Source organism: Pseudomonas sp. LBUM1676, assembly GCF_059695605.1.
In genome coordinates this window covers 2,259,328-2,278,253 of record NZ_CP166777.1, presented here as the reverse complement: position 1 = coordinate 2,278,253, position 18,926 = coordinate 2,259,328, and the positions used below count along the sequence as shown (strand labels likewise).

Below are 18,926 nucleotides of genomic sequence, written 5' to 3'. Positions count from 1 at the left end.
GTTGTACCACGCACCTCTTTATGGCTGGTTAAAAGGAGACATCATGATTCCCTCGAACGAACAGATCGCGGCACTGATCCGCGACGACAGCGTGCACAAAAGCGTCTACACCGACCCTCAACTGTTTGATCTGGAAATGCAGCGAATCTATGGTCAGGCATGGATCTACGTCGGCCATGAAAGCCAGGTCAAAAACGTCGGTGACTACCACACCACACGCATCGGCGATCAGGACGTGATTCTGGTTCGCGGTGCCGATAAAAACGTCAATGTGCTCTACAACCGTTGCCCGCACAAAGGCGCCAAGCTGGTGGCCGAAGGCGACGGCAACGTCGGCAAGTTCTTCCGCTGCCCTTACCACGCCTGGACCTTCAAACTGGACGGCCAGCACCTTTCGGCACCGTTGAAGAACGGCTTCGAAGGCACCTGCTTCAACCCCCGGCACCCGGACTTTTCAATGGTGAGCCTGGCGCGGGTCGACAGCTATCGGGGCTTCGTGTTCGCCAGTCAGATCGATCATGGTCCAGACCTGAAAAGCTTTCTCGGCGGCGTGATCACTTCCATCGACAACCTCTGCGATCGCTCGCCAGTGGGTGAAGTCGAAGTGGCCGGCGGTATTTTTCGGGTCATGCAGCGTTCCAACTGGAAAGTCTTCTACGAAAACCTCCACGACACCATGCACGCTCGCGTCACGCATGAGTCCTCGGTGGACGCGGCCCGCAGCGAGGCCGAATCCTTGGGAGAAATGCCGTTCGAACTGCTGATCATGGACGGCAACGGCGAGCCTTACGATTTCTGGGAGAAGCTCGAACTGCGCGCCTACAACAATGGACATGGTTACATGGAAGCGATCTTCGACCCGGCGGCGGCCGAGCGCGACGAAGTGTCCAAGGCCCACTTCGAATGCCTGAGCGATGCCTATGGCGAAGAACGCGCCCGAGACATCATGGGGATGAATCGCCACAACACCGTGATCTACGGCAGCGGCTCGCCCCACACCGTGTTCATGCAGTTCCGGGTGATCCGGCCGATGGCCGTCGACCGCACCCTGGTGGAAATCCAGACGTTCCGCTGCAAAGGCGCTCCGGATGCCGTATTTGACCGGGCGCTGACGTATGCCAACGTCATCAACTCGCCCTCCTCCAACGTCATGCCCGACGACGTCGAAGTCTATGCCCGCTGTCAGGAGGGCAACATGACCCGTGGCGGTGAATGGATCAGCATGCATCGTTATGTCGGCACCGACCGCTTGCTGCTCGATGGCGCGGTCTCGACCAATGGCACCAGCGAGCTGCCAATGCGTAACCAGTTCGCCGCCTGGAAGCACTACATGACCGCCACCCTGATCGCCAAGGAGAGCACCCATGCTGCTTGATCGCACCTTCGACGTCTCGACTCACGCCCTGATCCCGGCCCAGGTACCCAACGAAACCTTGCGCGAGATCGAGCAGTTCCTCTATCGCGAAGCACGCCTGCTGGATGAGCGCCGCTTCTGGGAGTGGGACCAACTGTTTACCGATGCGGGCATGTACTGGGTGCCGCACCTGCATGGGCAGGCCGACCCTTTCGAGCACATTTCGCTGTTCTGGGAAAACCGCATGCTGCGCGAAGTGCGCATCCGCCGGGTAGAGAACATACGTAACTGGTCGCAACAACCACCGACCCGCACGGCTCATCTGGTGGGCAATGTGATGGTCGAAGGACTCGACAGCCAAGGGCTGCTGGTGGTGAGCGCGACGTTCCAGGTCAGCGAATGGCGTCTTGAACAACGCCAGTTGGCCGGGCGCTACACCTACAAGCTGGCCAGTCAGGACAGCGGCGGCTGGAAAATCCAGCTCAAGCGGGTTGACCTGATCAACTGCAACGATGTGTTCGCCAACCTTGAGGTCTTTGTCTGATGGGGCGCCCGACCGTATTGGCCCTGCATTATCAGAATGACGTCTTGCATCCTGACGGCCGCATCCGGGTCGGGCTCGCAGCCGATGATCCGGCACGTGACGCCGTGCTGGACGCCGCCATCAGACTGCAGCAAGGTGCCCGCGCACGGGGCTGGCCGATCATTCATGTGCGCGTGGCGTATCGCCCGGACTATGCCGACCTGGTACAGAACGCGCCGATCCTGCGTGCCGTCGCGGCCAGCGGTGCCGTCCAGGAAGGCACTTGGGGCGCGCAGTTCCATGACGCGTTGCAACCGCTGGAAGGCCCGGACGAGTTCGTCGTCACTCATACCCGCATCAACGCGTTTTACGGCACACCGCTGGACACCCTGTTGCGCCAGCTTGAAACGCGACAGTTGCTGATCGCCGGCGTCGCCACCCACTCGGTGGTGGAAAGCACGGTACGACATGCTGTCGATTGCGGCTTCGAGGTCACGGTGCTGGCCGACGCCTGCGCCGCCGCCCGCCCCGCGACTCATCTGGCGGCGCTGGACAGCATTCGGTTGATCGCCACTGTCACGGATGTCGCAAGCACCCTGGAGTCAATGCCATGAAGTCCATTCCCACTGCCAACCTGCAAGGTCAGGTGGCAATCGTCACGGGCAGCACCCAAGGCCTGGGCACCGATATTGCTCGTCAACTACTACAGGCCGGCGCCAGCGTCATGCTGGTCGGCCGCAACCGCGACATGGGGGCGGCACTGGCCAGCGAGTTGGGTGAACGCTGTCGCTTTGTCGCCTGCAATGTCGAGCTGGACGAGGATATCGATGACTGTATCGACACCACGCTGGCCGCCTTCGGCCGTCTCGACATTCTGGTCAACAACGCCTGTGTCTACGACGATCAGGGGCTTCAGTCAGACCGCGAGCAATGGTTGAACACCCTCAACATCAACCTGGTGTCGGCGGCCATTTTCGTACAGAAAGCCACGCCGCACATGAGTGAAGGCGGCACCGTGATCAACATCGGCAGCACCGGCGGCAAGTTCGGCGCAGCCGGGCGAGCCCTGTACCCGGCGTCCAAGGCCGGTTTGCTGCAGCTGACCCGAAACCTCGCGGTGAGCCTGGCACCGGCTTCGATCCGGGTCATCAGCGTCTCGCCGGCCTGGACCTGGTCGCCGTCGGTGGCGAACCTGAGCGGCGGCGACCTTGCCGTGGCCGACCGCGTGGGTGCCACCTTTCACCCGCTTGGGCGCGTCGGGCGCGGCGAGGAGATCGGCCACGTGGTCGCCTTCCTGTGCAGCCATGGTGCGTCCTGGATTACCGGGGTAGACATTCCGGTGGACGGCGGTTTCTCGATCCTCGGCCCCGATCAGGGACTCTCGCCACGCGCGTGGTTCGAGCGCTTGCGTGACCCGGCCTGAATCGCTTCGCCTATTGAGCACCGCCAACAAAACCTGATGAAAAGTCGATAACGAGGTAACACCATGGGCAAGATGATCACCGTAAAAGCCAGCGACGGCAGCGGCAGTTTCGCCGGTTACCTGGCGCTACCCGCCAGCGGCAAAGGTCCCGGCGTGGTAATAGGCCAGGAAATCTTCGGCATCAACGCCAACATGCGCGAAGTAGCCGATTTTTACGCCGAGGAAGGGTATGTCGCCTTGGTGCCGGACCTGTTCTGGCGTCTGGAACCGGGCGTAGATCTAGGGTACACCGAGGCCGACTTCGCCCGAGCAATCGAGCTGTTCCAGCGCATGGACGTGGACAAGGCCGTCGATGACATCGACGCCAGTTTCAAGGCGCTTCGCAATTTGCCCGAAGTCGAGGCCGTCGGTTTCGGCTATGTGGGTTTCTGCATGGGCGGCAAGCTGGCCTACCTGACGGCGACGAGAACCGACGCGTCCTGCTGCGTGGGCTACTACGGCATGGGTATTGAACAGCGGCTAGACGAAGCCGACAACATCAAAGGTCACCTGGTGCTGCACTTCGCCGAACAGGATGGCTACTGCGATGCCAGTGCCCGCCTGCAGATCAGTCAGCGCCTGGGCGGCCGCAACAACGTCGAGATTTACACCTACCCCGACGTCGACCATGCCTTCGCCCGCAACGGTGGCATGCACTACAACAAGCCGGCCGCGCTGATGGCCCATCAACGCAGCATCGCAGCGCTCAAGCAGGCAATCGGCCCGAACTACAACCTGTCCGAGCTGTGGGAAAAGCACATCGAATTCGAGTTTGCCGTTCGCGATGTCCCGGCGACCATGGCGACCATGGTTGCCGAACCTTACGTCAACCACATTCCGACCATGACTGGTGGCGTGGGCTACCGCGAATTGAGCCGTTTCTACCAGAACCATTTTGTCCATGCCAATCCGCCGGACATGAAGCTGGTGCCCATCTCACGCACTGTCGGGGCCTCGCAGATCGTCGACGAGTTCGTGATGTGTTTCACCCATACCAGTGAAATCGACTGGATGCTGCCCAACGTCGCGCCGACCGGTCAATACGTCGAAATACCGATGCTCGGGGTCATCAAGTTCCGGGGCGACAAGCTGTGTCACGAACATATTTATTGGGACCAGGCCAGCGTTCTGGTGCAGATCGGCCTGCTCGACCCCACCGGGTTGCCCGTGGCCGGTATCGAAACGGCGAAGAAACTGCTCGACGAACAACGGCCGTCCAATACGCTGATGGGCAAATGGGCGGACAGCGCCGAACAGTAATCGAACACTGCACCCTGTAGGAACTAGCTTGCTCCTGCAGGGTGCAGCGTTTGATTATCTGATGGCAGCCGTCTGATGCGGCAGTTCGCCAAAGCGTTCACGGTAATAACGGGCGAAACGACCGAGATGACCAAAGCCATGCTCCAGAGCGACTTCGGTAATGCTCACGTCGCAACGACCGAGCAAACGATCGCGCACCGCTTCAAGCCGCAGGTTGCGCAACCGCTCCATAGGTGTTTGTCCGTAACAGCGCTGGCACAGGGTGTTGAGGCTGCGCTCGCTCATGCCCGCCGCGGCTGCCAGTTCTCCTAGGGAAAGTGCGTCACCCAGGCGACTGCGCATCAAGTCTTCGATCTTATGCAACTGTCGCAAGGCCTGACGCTGTGCTGGCGACTCAACGACCGCTATCGGTGACCCGTCGACTTTCGGTGGGTGGGTCAGCAGGAACAGCGGCAGGCTTTCTTCCAGATGTCGCAACCAGTGAGCATGCACCGGCTCACCCTCGCTGGCCCCCAGCTGCTCAAGCAAATCATCGACCAGACGCAACCAGCCACGCGCCTGACCGGTGTCGAGCCGGTAGGCGGGTGGCAAGCTAAAATCGGCTGCCAGCCCTCCTTCGTCCACCAGCCGTTCCTGCATCAGCCTCAACAAGGAGCGCGGCACCTTGAGCAGCAATTGTTCGCAGCCACGGTGCCAGACCAGTCGGGCCTGGCGATTGGGCGCGAGCACCGCCACTTGCCCCTCCTCCAGCTCCAGCGCCAGCCCGTCGCACTCGATACTGGCCCGCCCGCGCAATGGCATCTGCATCAATACGAAATCGGTAAAAGGCCGTGGCCGTACCTCAACCTCGGCACCGTAACGCAGGACAAACAATTGGCAACGCCCCACTTCAGCGCGGAAAAACGCTGTGTCGACATTACCAGTGCGCCAGCTCAAGTCGTGTTCGACCAACTCACGCGCGAGCAGCCGATGACTTTCCTGCCGCGAGCGGCTGGTGAAGACTGGTGTCTGGCACAGCCTCGACAGATCAAGCCCCGCACCAGCGCCAGGCATAGGGTGAACCGATAGCGCAGCCATGGCTCAAAGCGACCGGTTTCGGCGAGCTTCGTTACGTTGCAGGGTGGTACTCGGCGTTTCATCGAACAGCTTGCGATACTCGCTGGAGAACCGTCCCAGGTGGGTAAAACCCCACCCCATGGCGATCACCGAGATGTTGCGCGCCGAATTGTCCTCGAGGATTTCCTGGCGTACGGCACCCAGCCGGTGCTTCTTCAGATACGCCATCGGCGACATGCCAAAGTATTTCTTGAAACCTTCGAACAGCTTGAACCGCGACACACCGGAAATCGCTTCGATGTCTTCCAGGTGCAGCGCTTCGCGGGCATTTTCGTGGATGTACTGCTTGGCTCGAATCAGGTAGTGCGGCAGTTTGACGCCGAGCACATTGCGCAACTCATCGGAGTAGTTGTTCGGCTGGGCGAGGATCAAGCCCTTGATCAGCGAGCTCTCGATGTCGCGAGTGAAAAACGTCTGGTCATACAACTCGCGGCTGCGCTCCAGCTCGCCGATAAAGTAGCGAGCCATGCGCCACCAGGACGCGGAGGAACCGTTGACGGCGTCCATCACCGGCTCGAAACGCAAGGGGGTTTCCAATGGCCGCTGCAGCATGTCTTCAAGGGACTTGCGCATGGCCGCACGGGTGATGACGACCTGGATCTTGCGGCAATCGCCGTTGATCGACAGCTCCTGGTTTTCGTGGGGCGACACGATGACTGCGCTGTCGCGATCGGACGTCACCTGACAGCCCTGCTTGCTTAAGTGTTGTTCGCCGACGAGGGGCAGACTGAGGCTGTAGCTGTTCAGGTGTTCGGCGTCTTCGATGCCGACCGTGACGTCGGTGCCATACTCGATCACCCCCAGTGTCGTGGACATGGATTTGAGCACATTGCCGCTGTGATGGAACTGAATGCGGTTGGGGTAGCTGGTCTTGAGCAGATGCGGCCCACAGATTCCGGCCATCCACTGCCGGGCACCATTGAGGTCATAACGCTCGATACGAATGTCACGAACATGTACATCAGGACTTGTACTCATCACGGGGCACCCACGGCTGTTTTATGAACGCGCTCTAACGGCACGCCTCTGTTGGAAAGAGCAATCTTCATGCCGCGTGCCTCCCTCCGGGGGCCGGCCGAAATATGCGGATAACATTCACCGAATAATCGGATAGGGACAGTGCATCGCCAGAGCCGTCCATCCCCGTGATCGACTTTCTCACGCCGTAAACGCAGGTATGGCGCTGCAAAAAAGAGCAGACACCCACCGGTCGGCACAATAGGCATGCATTGAACACCAGGCGTGGTTGGGTATTACCTGCCCAGATGAGCAGGCAGGTGTTACCCCCTGGAATTGTTGAAGCGCAGGAGACCGAAATCTCGTTCGGATGGTGCTGGTCGCTTACCAGAATTTCCAGGTGTAGGTGGTGATAAGACGGTTTTCGTCGAAGTCATTACCATGGCGGAACTTGACGTTGATGTTGCGCAGTTCGACGCCAAGGTTCTTCAGCGGACCGTCCTGAACCACATAGGACAGATAGATATTGCGCTCCGATTCGCTGTTGTCGCTGAGGGCGCCGCGATCGATGTCCGTGCCGCGCATGTAACGCGTCATCAGCTTCAAGCCAGGCATACCCACGCCAGCGAAATCGAAGTCATAACGCGCCTGCCAGGATTTTTCGTTGGGTTTGACGAAGGCGATGGCGGACCAGTTCACGAGGTAGGGCTGCGGCGCGTAACCGTTAAGGGTCGGGAACGTGCTGTCGCCGAGCATCCGTTGATAACCCAGGCCAAAGGAGTGGGCACCTTTGCGCAGGGTAGTCATGGCGCCGTAGGAGCGGTTATCAATGCGACCGTACAGGGCGTCGCCATCTTCCTTGTTGTTGAAATAGCGCAAATCGGTTTTCAGAGCGTACCCGCTGCCCAGGTCGGCCAGGTAGGTTGCGCCCAGGTAATGCTGACGGTAAATGTCTTCCAACTGCCCGTAGAAATAGGTCCCGGTCAGCGCCGGCGTAAAGGCGTAACTGGCGCCGCCAAAGTTCAAACCGTCGCTGCGGCGCTGCACGTCAGGCCCGTTGAACAAGTACATTTTTTCGCTGTTGGAGGATTCACGACCGCTGATTTCGGTAAAGCGCCCGCCTGTCAGCGTCAGCTTATCCACCTCTTTGGACTCGATCAGGGTGCCGTGATACGTGGTGACCAGTTGCCGCGAATCGTCGGTGTAGGCCACCGGCAGCGTTGGCCGATGCTCACCGTATTTCAACTCGGTCTTGGAGTAGCGCACCTTCGCGGTGTAACCACCACGGCCGTAATCGGTCGCTTGTTCTTGCTTACTGACGCTATAGGGAATGATGCTGTCAGGCCCCCTGCCACCACCGCCGTCGAGCCGGTAGGCGTACTGCATCGAAGCATCCAGGCCAAACTGCAGCGGCCCCTCGGTGTAGCCCGAGATGAAGCGCAGGTCGAAGCCCTGGGTCCAGCTGCCGACGCGGGAGTTCTTCGGGTTTTCACCCTTGAAGTCGCGATCGATATAAAAGTTGCGCAAGCCCAGCCCCAGGTGGCTGTCTTCAACGAAGTCCGCCTGGGCCATCATCGGTGTAATCATTCCGGCCAGGCTGGCCGTCTGCACGCAACGGGTAAACCAACTCGCTTGAAACATAACTTATCCCCTCTTATTTAATGTGCGAACACATCAAGTAGCGGTGCGACCAAAGTGATCGCTCCAATAGCTGGCAGTTGTTTCTTTATTAAAATATTCAGCATGAGTCGTTATGATTGATGCCGATCCGGCGAGACAGCCGATACGCATCGAGAATGATTAGGCAGCATTGGCGCCAGAGTCTCTATCCTGTTAATTCAAGACTCATATCCGTTTACTTCGAATTATCAATCTCCGCTCGTTCGCCGTGCCGCTTCCAGCCAGTTATGTCTGGGGTCAAGGCACACTGGCCAATTTTATGGACTGTGTTTGCCGACAAAGCGGATAGACCCCGACGCGGGCAACTTATTTAATGCAGACACGAACAACTTATTGAACGCACGAATTATCCCGATGCAACGAGGTATCGATTAATGAGCAGTGCCAAAAGCGTCGAACAGTGGAAAAGTTTTATTGAAGGCTGCCTGGACTTCCGGCCAGCGGAAGGCATCTTCCGAATTGCCCGGGATATGTTTACCGAGCCGGATTTGTTTGATCTGGAAATGGAACTGATCTTCGAGAAAAACTGGATCTACGCCTGCCACGAAAGCGAAATCGCCAACAAGCATGATTTCATGACCATGCGCGCCGGGCGCCAGCCAATGATCATCACCCGCGATGGCGAAGGCCAACTCAATGCACTGATCAACGCCTGCCAGCACCGGGGCACAACCCTGACCCGCGTCGGCAAGGGCAACCAGTCGACCTTCACCTGCCCATTCCATGCATGGTGCTACAAAAGCGATGGCCGCCTGGTCAAGGTCAAGGCACCCGGGGAGTACCCGGAAGGTTTCGACAAAGCCACCCGCGGCCTGAAAAAAGCCCGCATCGAAAGTTACAAAGGGTTTGTGTTTGTCAGCCTCAATGTCGAAGGCACTGACTCGCTGCAAGACTTCCTCGGCGACGCCAAAGTGTTCTTCGACATGATGGTCGCCCAGTCGCCCACCGGTGAACTGGAAGTGCTGCCGGGCAAGTCCGCCTACACCTACGACGGCAACTGGAAACTGCAGAACGAAAACGGTCTGGACGGTTATCACGTCAGCACCGTGCACTACAACTACGTGGCCACCGTGCAGCATCGCCAGCAGGTCAATACCGAGAAAGGCCTGGCCGGGGCTGACACCCTGGACTACAGCAAGCTCGGCGCTGGCGACAAGGAAACCGACGACGGCTGGTTTGCCTTCCACAACGGCCACAGTGTGCTGTTCAGCGATATGCCCAACCCGGCGGTACGCCCCGGTTACAGCACGATCATGCCGCGCCTGCTCGAAGAGTACGGTCAGGGCAGGGCTGAATGGATGATGCATCGGCTGCGCAACCTGAACATCTACCCGAGCATGTTCTTCCTCGACCAGATCAGCTCGCAGCTGCGCATTATTCGTCCGATCGCCTGGAACAAGACCGAGATCAACAGCTTCTGCCTGGGTGTGGTCGGCGAGTCGGATGCCGATCGGGAAAACCGCATTCGTCAGTTCGAAGACTTCTTCAACGTGTCCGGCATGGGCACCCCCGACGACCTGGTGGAATTCCGCGAAGCCCAGCGCGGTTTCCAGGCGCGCCTGGAGCGCTGGAGCGACATTTCCCGCGGCGTGGGCAAGTGGGTCGAGGGGGCGACGCCCAATAGCGAAACCATCGGCATCTCACCGGCGCTGACTGGCACCGAGTTCACCCATGAAGGCCTCTACGTCAATCAACATGGCAACTGGCAGCGCTTCATGCTCGAAGGTCTGGCGCGCAAAGCCGCCGAAGAGCAACCGTTGAAACTGCATGAGGTGTGAACATGAATTCGCAACTGCAATACCGCATAGAGCAATTCTTCTACCGCAACGCTGAAGCCTGCGACGCTCAGGACTGGGATACGTATTTGTCGATGTTCAGCGACGACAGCGAGTTCCACCTGCCCCAATGGGACTCGGAACATGTCTACACCGCCGACCCGAAAAAAGGCATGTCGCTGATTTATTACCCCAACCGTGGCGGCCTTGAAGACCGGGTGTTCCGCATTCGCACCGGCAAAGCCGCATCGACCATTCCGATGCCGCGCACCCTGCACCTGATCAGCAATGTGCGGATTGCGCCACTGGACAACGATGAGCTGGAGGTGCGGGTCAACTGGCACACCCTCTACTACCGCCTGCAAACCGCCGAGCAGTTCTTCGGTCGCGCCACCTACCGCCTGCGGCCCGATGGCGAGAGCTGGAAAATCAGCCGTAAGCACGTGGTGCTACTCAACGACACGATCAATTCGGTGCTCGATTTTTATCACCTCTGACTGGCGGAAATCTGGATCATGAGTCACAAGGTCGCGTTCAGTTTTGCCGATGGCAAAACCTTGTTCTTCCCGGTACAGAACAATGAAATCCTGCTTGATGCGGCGCTGCGCAACGGCATCAATATCCCGCTCGATTGCCGGGAAGGTGTGTGCGGGACATGTCAGGGGCGCTGCGAGTCGGGCCAGTACAGTCAGGACTATGTCGACGATGAAGCGCTGTCGGCCGACGACCTGCGCCAGCGCAAAATGCTGACCTGCCAGACCCGCGTCCAATCCGATGCTGCGTTCTACTTCGACTTCGCCTCCAGCCTGTGCAATGCGCCGGGCCCGGAGCGGCTCAAGGGCATCGTGCGGGCCGTCGAGCAGGTATCGCCGAACACCGCGATCCTGCATCTGGACGCCGGTGCCGATGGCCAGCAACTGGACTTTTTGCCCGGCCAGTACGCGCGGCTGCAAGTGCCAGGCACAGACGGCCAGCGCTCCTACTCATTCGCCAACCGCCCCAATGGCAGCAACCAGTTGCAGTTCCTGATCCGGCTGCTGCCCGACGGGCTGATGAGCAATTACATCCGCGAGCGCAGCCTGATCGGCGACGAGATCATGCTCGAAGCACCCCTCGGCGCCTTTTACCTGCGCCACGTCGACAAGCCGTTAGTGTTTGTCGCCGGCGGCACCGGGCTTTCGGCGTTCCTGGGCATGCTCGATCAACTCGCGGAGCGTGGTGGGTGCGGGCATCCGGTGCATCTGTACTACGGCGTGCGCAACGCCGCCGACCTTTGCGAAACCGCGCGCATCGCGGCCTACGCAGAGCGGATTCCCGGTTTTCGCTTCACCCCGGTCATCAGCGATCCGGCCCCGGACTGGAGCGGCAGACGCGGTTACATCACCGAGCATTTCGACCTTGCCGAGTTTCGTGATCAGGACCTGGACATGTACCTCTGCGGCCCGCCGCCGATGGTCGAGTCGATCAAGCAATGGCTGGCCGTCCAGGCTCTGGATCAGACCCGCTTGTACTACGAGAAATTCACCGAAAGCAACACCTGACACTGGAACCCACAGCCAAAACAAATTTCCAGGCACCCGGACATTTTTTACTGCCCTCAACTAACAACTACGTCACGCGCGATGCGGACTTCATTAAAGGCGGCACTATGAAAAAACTACTCGTGGGTACACTGCTGGCGGCCAGCTGCGTGACCAGTCTGCTGGCCCAGGCACAGGACCCGGTGCGCATCGGTTTTATCACCACCCTCTCGACCCCCGCCGGTTACCTGGGCGAAGACTCCCGCGATGGATTCCAACTGGCCATCGATCAGGAAAACGGCAAGCTCGGCGGTGTGCCAGTGAGCCTGCTGGTCGAGGACGACGGGCTGCAACCGGCGCGCGCCAAACAAATCATCGACCGCATGAGCCTGGACGGCATTTCGCTGTACACCGGCGTGATTTTTTCCAATGTGCTGGCGGCAGTGGTCAACACGGCAACCAAGGACGGCTTCTACATCAGCAACAACACCGGCCCTTCGAGCCTGGCCGGCAAGCAGTGCAAGCCCAACTACTTCGTGGCCTCGTACCAGAACGACACGATCCATGAAATGGCCGGTGTCGCGGCCAATGAGCTGGGCTACAAAAAGATGGTCATCCTGGCCCCCAACTACCAGGGCGGACGCGATGCGCTGGAAGGCTTCAAGCGCACGTACAAAGGTGAGGTCACCGAGATCTACACCAAGCTCAACCAGCTGGATTTCTCGGTCGAACTGGCTCGGGTGCGTTCGCTGGCGCCGGATGCGATTTTCGAGTTCCACCCCGGCGGTGCAGGCATCAACTTCGCCAAGCAATACGGCAGCTCGGGCCTGAGTAAAACCATCCCGATGGTAGTGCCCGTATTCTCCATGGACGAACGCATGCTCGCCGCCACCGGCGATGTGGCCAAAGGCATGAACATCGTGACCTTGTGGAACCCTGGATCTAAAAACCCGGCCAACCAGGCGTTCGTCAAAGCGTTCAGCGAAAAATACAACCGTGTGCCAACGGTGTATGCCGCTCAGACCTACGACACGGCGCGGCTCATCGGCGCTGCACTCAAGAGCGTGGACGGCAACACCAAAGACCCCGCGGCTCTTCGCCAGGCGCTGCGCGACGTCAAGTTCGACTCGATCCGTGGCGATTTCGCCTTCGGCAAAAACCAGCATGCCGTCATCGACTGGTACTTGCTGCGCGTAGAAGCCGACGCCAACGGCAAGCTGGTCCAGGTGCCGGTGCAGACCATCGCCAAGTCGCAAGTGGACAGCTTCGCCGCCGAATGCGCCCTGTGATCCACCCGGCCTGTGGCGAGGGAGCTTGCTCCCGCTGGGCCGGGCTGGCGCTCCAGCGCGAAGCGGCCCCGCTCTTCAGCTTTAAAGAAAGGACTGCTGCGCAGTCCAGCGGGAGCAAGCTCCCTCGCCACAGGGACTTTTCGTAGGATTCCCCAGCATGCTGTTACTTGAACAAATTCTGAATGGCTTGCAATACAGCGCCTTGCTGTTTTTGCTCGCCTCCGGCCTGACGCTGATCTTCGGCATCATGGGCGTCATCAATCTGGCCCATGGTGCCTTCTACATGGTCGGGGCGTTCTGCGCCGCCTACACCGCTTCGCTCAGCGGCTCGTTCTGGCTCGCCGGGCTGGCGGCGGTGATTGGCTCTGCACTGTACGGGCTGCTGATTGAAACCAGCATCATGCGCCGTCTCTACACCCGCGATCACCTCGACCAGGTGCTGGCCACCCTGGCCGTGGTGTTTTTTACCAACGAGTTGATCACCGTGCTGTTCGGCCGCAGCCCGCCGGCCATGCCGACACCCGAGTGGTACGGCACCTTCGTCGAAGTCCTGCCGGGGTTGATGTACCCGGTCAGCCGCCTGCTGTTCATCGCAGCCGGAGCATTGGTGGCGATTGCCATGTGGCTGCTGATCAACCATACCCGCCTGGGGATGCTGATACGTGCCGGGGCCGACGATCACGAGATGGTCGGTGCATTGGGCGTGAACATCGCCCGCCTCTACACCCTCGTGTTCGTCTTCGGCTGTGTGCTCTGCGGACTCGCCGGTTTCATGGCCGCCCCGCTGCTGTCGGTGGAAATCGGCATGGGCGAAAAGGTCCTGATCACCACGTTTGTCGTAATCGTCGTCGGCGGTGTCGGCTCGGTGCGCGGCGCGCTCGCCGGTGCCTTGCTGATCGGCATGGTCGACGGCCTCGGGCGAGCGTACATCCCGCAATTGCTCGACCAACTGTTGCCCGCCGAAGTCAGCGGCACCTTGAGTGGCGGGTTGATTTCCGCCAGTGCCTACATCGTCATGGCCGTCGTCCTGCTGGTCCGTCCACGCGGCCTGTTGCCCGCCCGCGCCTGAGGAAAACTACATGTCTCGTCGAGTCCTTATCGATCTGCTCTGCCTGGCGACATTCGCCCTCCTGCCGCTGCTTGCGTCGTGGTTGCACGAACCCTTTCTGGTCAGCCTGTTCACGCGTCTGGCGATCTACGGCATGGCCGCCGCCAGCCTGGACCTGTTGATCGGCTATGGTGCGATGATCAGTTTTGGTCATGCAGCGTTCTTTGGCCTGGGTGGCTACGTAGTCGGCGTCATCGGCTTTCACACCTCCCAGGCCATGCCGTTGTGGGGCTGGGAAGGCTCAAGCAGTGCGCTGATCGTCTGGCCGCTGTCGCTGCTGGTCTGCGCGCTGTTTGCACTGGTGGTCGGCTATCTGTCACTGCGCACCAGCGGCGTGCAGTTCATCATGATTACCCTGGCGTTCGGCCAGATGCTGTATTTCGTCCTCAGTTCGCTGTCGCTGTATGGCGGCGACGACGGCATCCTGCTCAACGAACGCAATACGCTGCCGGGCCTTGATCTGGAAAATCCGGTGCAGTTTTACTACCTGTGCCTGGGGTTATTGGTGGCGTGGCTGCTGTTCTGCCGGCGGCTGGTCAACTCGCGCTTCGGCTATGTACTGCGGGGCCTGAAGCAAAGCGAACGGCGCAGCATCAGCCTGGGCTTGCACCCGTTGCGCTATCGTCTGAGCGCCTTCGTCATCGCCGGGGTTGGCGGCGGCCTGGCCGGTATCTTGTGGGCCAATTACGCAATGTTCGTCAGCCCGGACATGGGCGCTTGGCACAAGTCCGGTGAGTTGATGGCGATGGTCATTCTTGGCGGCGTCGGCACCCTGCTCGGGCCGGTACTCGGCGCTGCGGTGTACCTGGGACTGGAGCAGGTGTTGAGCCTGTGGACCGAGCACTGGCTGCTGATCTTCGGCCCGCTGCTGCTGGTGGTGGTGCTGTTCGGCAAAAAAGGTTTGTACGGCCTGCTACTCAGCCCGTGGCCCCGCTGGCGCAAGCCCCCGGTGCCAAACGCTCCACCCGCCATTGCCAACAGCGAGGTGCGCTCATGATCCCGCAACTGTCGATCCAGGATCTGGAAAAAACCTTTGGCGCGGTCAAGGCCACCAACGGCGCAAGCTTCAATATTGCCCCGGGGGAACTGCACGCCATCATCGGCCCCAACGGCGCCGGCAAGTCGACACTGATTTCGCAGATCGCCGGGGAGATCCGCCCGGACAAGGGGCGGATCTTCCTCAACGGCCAGGACATTACCGACGTGCCCGCCCATCAACGCCCTCGCCTCGGCCTGGCGCGCGCTTTCCAGGTCAGTCAGCTGTATCCGGAGTTCACCCTGCTGGAAAACGTCGCCATCGCGATCGCTGCCCGGGAAGGCCAGACCTTCGGCATGTGGAAACCCCTGGGTAGTGACAGTCGCCTGCTGGGCCCGGCGGCGGACTATCTGCATCGTGTCGGCCTCGCGGCACGGGGCCAGGCGCTGGTCAGCGAGTTGTCCCACGGTGAACGACGGCAACTGGAAATTGCCCTGGCCCTGGCTCAGGAAGCCTCAGTGCTGTTGCTCGACGAACCGATGGCAGGCATGGGAGCCGAGGAATCGGCACGCATGACTCAATTGTTGCTCGAACTCAAGGGCCGCTACGCGATCCTGCTGGTGGAACACGACATGGACGCCGTGTTCGCCCTGGCGGACCGCATTACCGTATTGGTCTACGGCCAGACCATCCTGACCGGCAGCGTCGAGCAGATTCGCAACGACCCGCAAGTCCGTGCCGCCTACCTGGGAGAAGAACATGCTTGAAGTCAGTGGATTGCAGGCCGGCTATGGCCTGAGCCAAGTGCTGTTCGACATGCACTTGAAGATCGAACAGGGCCAGGTCGTGTCGCTGATCGGGCGCAATGGCATGGGCAAGACCACCACGGTCAAGTCGATCATGGGTCTGCTCAAGCCCACCGCTGGCAGCGTCTTGATTCACGGTCGGGAAATGCGCGGCGCCCCACCCTACCGCATCGCCCAGGCCGGCCTGGGACTGGTGCCCGAAGGCCGGCGCGGTTTTGGCAGCCTGAGCGTGCGGGAAAACCTGCTGGCCACCGCGACCCGGGGCAAGTGGGACCTGGCGCGGATCTACCAGTTGTTTCCACGGTTGCAGGAACGCCAGGATCAGTTGTCGAAAACCCTCTCCGGTGGCGAACAGCAGATGATGGTGGTCGCCCGCGCCCTGCTGACCAACCCGCAGTTGTTGATTCTCGACGAGGCGACCGAAGGCCTGGCGCCGATCATTCGCGAAACCATCTGGAGTTGCCTGGCGAGCTTGAAAGCCGAAGGCGAGACGATTCTGGTCATCGACAAGAACCTCAAGGAAATGGCGCGGGTGGTCGACTGCCATCACATCATCGAAAAGGGCCGACAGGTTTGGCACGGTACGCCGGTGCAGTTGGCCGAAACACCGGAACTGTCACAACGTTACTTGGGCGTATGAATCACAGGGTTGGAAGTTCCCCCTTTTGGGGGAACGCGTTGGATCGCGGATGGAGCAGCAGTCTCATTGCAGTGGCGAAAAGCTCGCCGGCAGGTAGATCGTCGAGTGCATGTCGCGCAGTTGCGGGCCTGAATTTTCCGGCGGCCAGACGCCGTCCTGTATGGCACGGGTGCCCACCCGCACGGTGAACGTGATCAATTCGTACAGCTTCATGACAACCTCGATTCAGGACCAGACAAATGCGTGGATGACCTGCATCCACCACGAAAAAAACCGACGCAGCAATAACGGCGCGCCGGTTGTGCTACCAGGTCGTGAAGCTGTCGCGATCACACGTCAGCTCCGCGGTCAGGACGTTGCCACGCCACCGTTGAACACCGGCGACAACCCCATCACCTCAAGCTTGCGGGTGAACTCACCCAGCCTCTGCAGTTTGTAGGCCTCCAGGTCAACGTCCTGGTAATCATAAAAACCCTGACCTTCACGCAGCCCGTTCCGCCCTTGCGCCATGTTCTCGGCAATGACATTGGGTGGCAGGAAACGCGGATCGATGGCTTCAGCCAGGTAATGGGAGGCATAGAACAGAATGTCGCCGCCGCCCCAGTCGATAAACTCAAGCATCCCCAGCACGGAGAAACGCAGACCGAAACCGACGCGAATCGCGGTGTCGATGTCCTCGGCGCTGGCCACCCCCTCCTCGACCATTCGCGCCGCTTCATTCATCGCCAGTGCCTGGATTCTCGGCACGATGTAACCGGCAGCCGGGGAGCATTGCACGGGCACTTTGCCAATTCGCTTGAGCAATGCCATCAGGCGTTGCACCACCTGCGGGCAGGTGTCCTCGCTGCGGCTGACTTCGACCAGCGGCATCAGGAACGCCGGGTTCAGCCAATGGGCATTGACGAAGCGTTGCGGGTGCGTAACCAGTGCCGCCAACTGCGTCACCAGAAAGGTCGACGTCGTCGATGCAATCACTGTTTCATCGCCACATGCCGCACTCAGCCAAGCGAACGTCAGGGCCTTGAGCTCAAGCACTTCAGGCACTGCTTCGAACACGACGGCGGCACTGTGCAAATCGTCGCCACTGCCCTCGCGATCGCTCAAGCGTAAATGGCTCATCGCCTGTTCGACTTGTGCTGGATCGAGTGTTCCCAGGCGTGCTAGCGTCGCCAGTTCGCCGCGCAAGTGACCCTCGATCTGGCGGAAGTAGCGGTCCTGCGCCACGGGCTCGCGTTGCTTGATATCGATCAGGGTCACCGGCAGTCCGGCGAACATGAACGCCAAGGCAATGCCCTCGCCCATGCGCCCCGCGCCGACGATACAGATGCGTTGCGGATCAGCGCTCATGCCTGCAATCCCTGGTTCAGGCACTGCGCCATTTCGCTACGACTCAGTTGATCCAGCCCGAGGTTTTTTAGGGTTCGACCCTCGGCGTACAGGTCTATGCCACTGACCACCGTGGCCAGGCTCAACAGGCCCTGGGCGACCGGCGTCGGCACGCCGGCCCAGCGCGCGACCGACACCAGAAACGACAAGCCCAGTCGTGTGTCTTCAAGCATGTAGCGGTGCTTTTGCAAGTCGATATCTTCACGCCAATCGCCGCTGTCGGTCAGTTTGCCGTGAGCGCCGCGACCGTACATCCACTCATCGCCGTCGGTGGCGTAATGATCAGCCAGCGGGAAATGCGGTGCGCCATAGCCCAGTACTTCACGAACGGCGATACGCTCGGCGTCGAGGGCATTGGTCACGCGACGAATTGAAGGCACAGTGCCCTCGTTGTGAATGTCCCAGGTCTCGAAATGCTCAAGTGGGCCAGCGTTCATCAGGATCAACGGCGGATGAATGATCGGCCCGGCGTTCATCAGCGCTCCGCTGAGTGCATCCTCGATCGGTTCGATGCTGGGGTAAGCCTCGCGCAATACGGCGAACGCCGACTCGCTCAAACGACTCGGAAAAACCCCGGTTGGCAGACGGGTCGCGTAGCCGCTGATCACCACCTGGTTATCGCCATGCTTGCGCGCCAAATAGGGCAAGGTGCCGGTCTCCGCAAACGCCACCTCACTGTGATTCCCCACCTTCGCCATTGCCTGGGCGAACACCATGCTGCCGAACGTCCCCGGCGGCAGGAACACCACTTGCCCGTCGCGCAAAAAGGGAGCCAGTTCGTTGGCAAGGGCTTGGTGGGAGGTCGACGGCAAGGCAATGACCAACAACTGAGCATCGGCCACGGCCTGTGCCAGATCGGCCGTCAAGGTCAAGGCATCCCCGACCTGCCCCAGACTCAAGCGTCGTTCGCCACGAAAGTCGCGCACGAGCAGATGGCCGAGGCCTTGCAGTTTTTCCAGCGCGGCACTGTCTCGGCGCCACAACCGCACCGAATGGCCTTTCTCCGCCAACTCTATCGCTGCCGCGTAGCAACCGTGACCACCGCCGATAACACTGATATTCATGAAAGCACTC

Annotated in this window: 18 protein-coding genes and 1 pseudogene; 13 read left to right on the top strand and 6 right to left on the bottom strand. The window is 60.2% G+C overall.

Features of this window, described 5'->3' with window-relative positions:
* Positions 1-43 precede the first annotated feature (43 nt).
* The 5 genes from ACA041_RS10650 (at position 44) to ACA041_RS10630 (ending at position 4,599) form a co-directional block, all read left to right on the top strand.
* On the top strand, positions 44-1,375 hold the full coding sequence (locus ACA041_RS10650; RefSeq protein ID WP_497441053.1) for an aromatic ring-hydroxylating dioxygenase subunit alpha: 1,332 nt from the start codon (positions 44-46) through the stop codon (positions 1,373-1,375).
* The gene (locus ACA041_RS10645; RefSeq protein WP_129444793.1) at positions 1,365-1,898 is read left to right on the top strand and encodes an aromatic-ring-hydroxylating dioxygenase subunit beta; all 534 of its coding nucleotides are present in this window, start codon (positions 1,365-1,367) and stop codon (positions 1,896-1,898) included. Before ACA041_RS10650 ends, ACA041_RS10645 begins: the two co-directional genes overlap by 11 nt.
* On the top strand, positions 1,898-2,491 hold the full coding sequence (locus ACA041_RS10640) for a cysteine hydrolase family protein (RefSeq protein ID WP_497441052.1): 594 nt from the start codon (positions 1,898-1,900) through the stop codon (positions 2,489-2,491). Before ACA041_RS10645 ends, ACA041_RS10640 begins: the two co-directional genes overlap by 1 nt.
* Positions 2,488-3,300 (top strand): SDR family oxidoreductase, encoded by an 813-nt coding sequence (locus ACA041_RS10635; protein WP_497441051.1) that lies wholly within the window; start codon positions 2,488-2,490, stop codon positions 3,298-3,300. Before ACA041_RS10640 ends, ACA041_RS10635 begins: the two co-directional genes overlap by 4 nt.
* Before the next feature lie 63 nt (positions 3,301-3,363).
* Complete coding sequence (locus ACA041_RS10630) at positions 3,364-4,599, top strand: dienelactone hydrolase family protein (RefSeq protein WP_497441050.1); 1,236 nt, start codon at positions 3,364-3,366, stop codon at positions 4,597-4,599.
* A gap of 54 nt (positions 4,600-4,653) precedes the next feature.
* Here ACA041_RS10630 and ACA041_RS10625 read toward each other — a convergent pair whose 3' ends face one another.
* From ACA041_RS10625 to ACA041_RS10615, 3 genes are all read right to left on the bottom strand, one after another.
* Positions 4,654-5,652, bottom strand: coding sequence for an AraC family transcriptional regulator (locus tag ACA041_RS10625; RefSeq protein ID WP_497441049.1), 999 nt, complete (start codon positions 5,650-5,652; stop codon positions 4,654-4,656).
* A 27-nt stretch (positions 5,653-5,679) separates the two neighbouring features.
* Positions 5,680-6,693, bottom strand: a complete 1,014-nt coding sequence (locus ACA041_RS10620; RefSeq protein WP_497441048.1) for an AraC family transcriptional regulator — start codon at positions 6,691-6,693, stop codon at positions 5,680-5,682.
* 363 nt (positions 6,694-7,056) lie between these two features.
* A complete protein-coding gene (locus ACA041_RS10615) occupies positions 7,057-8,313 on the bottom strand; it encodes an OprD family porin (protein WP_497441047.1) in 1,257 nt (418 codons plus the stop codon).
* 413 nt (positions 8,314-8,726) lie between these two features.
* Here ACA041_RS10615 and antA point away from each other — a divergent pair, with 413 nt between their 5' ends.
* From antA to ACA041_RS10575, 8 genes are all read left to right on the top strand, one after another.
* Complete coding sequence (antA, locus tag ACA041_RS10610) at positions 8,727-10,130, top strand: anthranilate 1,2-dioxygenase large subunit (RefSeq protein WP_497441046.1); 1,404 nt, start codon at positions 8,727-8,729, stop codon at positions 10,128-10,130.
* 2 nt (positions 10,131-10,132) lie between these two features.
* Positions 10,133-10,624 carry an anthranilate 1,2-dioxygenase small subunit gene (gene antB / locus ACA041_RS10605; protein ID WP_497441045.1) on the top strand — a complete coding sequence of 164 codons (492 nt, stop codon included), beginning with the start codon at positions 10,133-10,135 and terminating at the stop codon, positions 10,622-10,624.
* Positions 10,625-10,642: 18 nt separating this feature from the next.
* A complete protein-coding gene (gene antC / locus ACA041_RS10600) occupies positions 10,643-11,668 on the top strand; it encodes an anthranilate 1,2-dioxygenase electron transfer component AntC (protein WP_497441044.1) in 1,026 nt (341 codons plus the stop codon).
* A gap of 107 nt (positions 11,669-11,775) precedes the next feature.
* A complete protein-coding gene (locus ACA041_RS10595; RefSeq protein ID WP_497441043.1) occupies positions 11,776-12,936 on the top strand; it encodes an ABC transporter substrate-binding protein in 1,161 nt (386 codons plus the stop codon).
* A gap of 157 nt (positions 12,937-13,093) precedes the next feature.
* Positions 13,094-14,005, top strand: a complete 912-nt coding sequence (locus ACA041_RS10590; protein WP_129444802.1) for a branched-chain amino acid ABC transporter permease — start codon at positions 13,094-13,096, stop codon at positions 14,003-14,005.
* Between the two features lie 10 nt (positions 14,006-14,015).
* Entirely contained in the window at positions 14,016-15,041 is a 1,026-nt protein-coding gene (locus tag ACA041_RS10585; RefSeq protein WP_497441042.1) for a branched-chain amino acid ABC transporter permease, read from the top strand.
* Positions 15,038-15,787, top strand: a complete 750-nt coding sequence (locus tag ACA041_RS10580; protein ID WP_084317849.1) for an ABC transporter ATP-binding protein — start codon at positions 15,038-15,040, stop codon at positions 15,785-15,787. The genes ACA041_RS10585 and ACA041_RS10580 overlap by 4 nt, the downstream gene beginning before the upstream one ends.
* Positions 15,780-16,466 (top strand): ABC transporter ATP-binding protein, encoded by a 687-nt coding sequence (locus tag ACA041_RS10575; RefSeq protein WP_429385373.1) that lies wholly within the window; start codon positions 15,780-15,782, stop codon positions 16,464-16,466. Before ACA041_RS10580 ends, ACA041_RS10575 begins: the two co-directional genes overlap by 8 nt.
* Before the next feature lie 63 nt (positions 16,467-16,529).
* Here the strand turns inward: ACA041_RS10575 and ACA041_RS10570 are convergent.
* From ACA041_RS10570 to ACA041_RS10560, 3 genes and pseudogenes are all read right to left on the bottom strand, one after another.
* Positions 16,530-16,643: pseudogene (locus ACA041_RS10570) on the bottom strand (NIPSNAP family protein); the annotation flags it as partial.
* A gap of 171 nt (positions 16,644-16,814) precedes the next feature.
* Positions 16,815-17,813 carry a 3-hydroxybutyryl-CoA dehydrogenase gene (locus tag ACA041_RS10565; RefSeq protein WP_497441041.1) on the bottom strand — a complete coding sequence of 333 codons (999 nt, stop codon included), beginning with the start codon at positions 17,811-17,813 and terminating at the stop codon, positions 16,815-16,817.
* Positions 17,810-18,916, bottom strand: coding sequence for an NAD/NADP octopine/nopaline dehydrogenase family protein (locus ACA041_RS10560; RefSeq protein ID WP_497441040.1), 1,107 nt, complete (start codon positions 18,914-18,916; stop codon positions 17,810-17,812). Before ACA041_RS10560 ends, ACA041_RS10565 begins: the two co-directional genes overlap by 4 nt.
* Between the last annotated feature and the right edge of the window lie 10 nt (positions 18,917-18,926).